Origin of the sequence: Paraburkholderia sp. RL17-373-BIF-A (genome assembly GCF_046030175.1) — a bacterium.
Taxonomy (GTDB): Bacteria; Pseudomonadota; Gammaproteobacteria; order Burkholderiales; family Burkholderiaceae; genus Paraburkholderia.
Map to the genome: position 1 here is coordinate 1 of NZ_JARESO010000195.1, position 2,532 is coordinate 2,532.

Sequence of the window (2,532 nt, forward strand, 5' to 3'; positions counted from 1 at the left end):
CCGTTTGTGCTGAACCGCTCCGCAGGCGGTCGTGGTATGGGCATTGAATCGTCGCTGCGGTCATTCAGCGCGCGCCACGCACGTTAGCCGGGCACCGCGCGACGATGAAGCGGAGTCGACGGTGACGCGACGGTGGTGCAAACGTGGTTCTGACGAGATGAATGACGTAGATTCCGGGTCGTGGGTATACGGCGAAGACTCGATGACGCAAGCCCGGGCGAGTCGCCACCAGGAATGAATGGAAACGTGATTGGTAGTCGCGCCAAAGCGGATCAGTGACCATGGTGAATGTGTGGAGGTGCACGCGGCAGTGCGCCGGGCAGAAAGGTTTCGATGCACACCATGTGGCCCTTGCCGCAGGCGGGGCAATCGCGTAATGACCGGCCGGTGAGTCGCTGGTAACGGTCACGGCAGTCTTCCGTTAAGCTGGATGTTTCTTGCGGGGGGCAACGCCGCCGAGTAGCCGGCGGCAGGTGGCAAGTCTGGCTGCGCGGTGGCGATTGGCCAGCAGGCCGTAACTGCGAATGTGCTTGAACCCGTCAGGTAGCACATGCAGCAGGAAACGGCGGATGAACTCGTCGGCGTTGAGCGTCATGGTCTTGTGCGCGGCATCATGCTTGTAGTCCTTCCACTGGAAGGTGACATCGTCGCCGTCGAAGCGCATCAGCCGGTTGTTGGAGATGGCGACGCGATGGGTGTAGCGGCCCAGATAGTCGAGTACGTGCCGGGCGTCGCCGAAGGGAGGCTTCGCATAGACCACCCACTTGGCTTGTGCGGCCGGTGCGAGAAAGGCGGCGAACGCCTGGGCGTCGGCAAGCGGTTCAAGCTTGCCGTAGAAATGCAGCGCACCCGTGTCGAAGGCACGGCGCAGCTGTTCGAGAAACAGACGCCGGAACAGGCGCGAGAGGACCCGCACGGGCAGGAAGAAACCGGGGCGACAGGCGATCCAGTGCTCGCCGTCCGGGGCGATGCCGCCGCCCGGCACCACACAGTGCACGTGCGGATGATGTAGCAGGTTCTGCCCCCAGGTGTGCAGGAGCGTGATGAAGCCGATCTCGGCACCCAGGTGTTTCGGATCAGCGGCGATCGTGCGTAGGGTCTCGGCGCTGGTGCGAAACAGGATGTCGTAGAGCGCTTTCTTGTTGTGGTAGGCAAGCGCGGCGATCGGTTCGGGCAGAGTAAAGACCACATGGAAGTACTCGACCTCGGGAAGCAGTTCGGCCTGGCGGTGTTCAAGCCATTGGGCGCGGGCAAGCGATTGGCACCTGGGACAATGGCGATTGCGACACGAGTTGAAGGCGATGCGCTGATGGCCGCAGGCATCGCATTGTTCGACATGGCCACCGAGTGCGGCGGTGCGGCACAGTTCGATCGCACTCATCACGCGCCGTTGGGCGCGACTGAGCACACCGGCATGCGTTAGCCGGTACTGCGGGCCGCAGTGGCGGAAGATGTCCGCCACCTCGAGTGCCGCACGCATGACCGTGTTCAGAAATAGTCGGGTGGACTGGGCGGAGGCTGGACCGGCTCGAGGTGCGGCAGCAGATCAAAGGGGCTGGAGGTTGCACAGATGGTGCTGGTTGCCACTTTCAAGTACTTGGCCGTGGTCGAAAGGCTGCGATGACCCATCAGCAGCTGGATCCTGCGTACATCGGTGCCGGTCTCCAGCAGGTGGGTGGCGAAGGCGTGCCGCAGCGAATGCGGCGTGATGGGTTTCTGGATACCGCTGCGCCGGCGCGCGATCCGGCAAGCCAGCGCTACTGCGGACCGGGTGATAGGGTGCCCGGGGATGTCGCCCGGAAATAGCCACTCCCTGGGGTGAGCATCGTGCCAGTACAGTCGCAGGATCTCGAGCAGCCGCGGAGACAGCATCACGTAGCGATCCTTACGATTTTTACCCTGATTCACACGGATCACCATGCGCTGGCTATCAATATCGGTGACCTTCAGGTGCACGGCTTCCGACACGCGCAGCCCGGCTGCGTACGCGGTCATCAGGATGGTGCGCTGCTTGAGACTGGCGATCGACTCGAAGAAGGTGGTGATTTCCTCCAGGCTCAGGACGACCGGCAGTCTGAACGGCTTCTTCGGCAACGGAAAATCCTCGTCGCTCCAGGGTCGCTTGAGCGTCACGCGGTAGAGGAAGCGCAGTGCGCCGATCGTTGGACCGAGGCTGCCGGGGGCCAGCTTGCGCTCCTCGCGAAGATGGACAAGCCAGGCCCGGATCTCTTCGGGGCCGAGTAGTTCAGGCGAGCGCCGGAAATGCCGGGCGAAACTGGAAACCTGCAACAGATAGGACTTCTGGGTGTTGTCGGCGAGGTTGCGGATCTGCATGTCGTGCAGCATGCGTTGGCGGAGCAGTGTCATGGCGTACCTCCTGGGAACAGTGGATGGCATGCCCGGTCGGGCACCTCCATGCTGCTCCTGGCCGCCTGCTCGTCCCTTCCTCGTGGCCCGGCATCCGATAACCGTCCTGACCGAACGCCAGGCACTGACCTCCGCTTCCCTCCCACTACCGCGTCAGCGGTTTAG

The 2,532-nt window shown here is 63.1% G+C and carries 1 protein-coding gene and 1 pseudogene; both read right to left on the reverse strand.

The window, feature by feature from the left end; translation table 11 throughout:
• Positions 1-272 precede the first annotated feature (272 nt).
• A pseudogene (locus tag P0D80_RS49445) lies at positions 273-1,480 on the reverse strand (IS91 family transposase).
• Positions 1,481-1,488: 8 nt separating this feature from the next.
• The gene (locus tag P0D80_RS49450; protein WP_408295867.1) at positions 1,489-2,367 is read right to left on the reverse strand and encodes a tyrosine-type recombinase/integrase; all 879 of its coding nucleotides are present in this window, start codon (positions 2,365-2,367) and stop codon (positions 1,489-1,491) included.
• Positions 2,368-2,532: the final 165 nt, after the last annotated feature.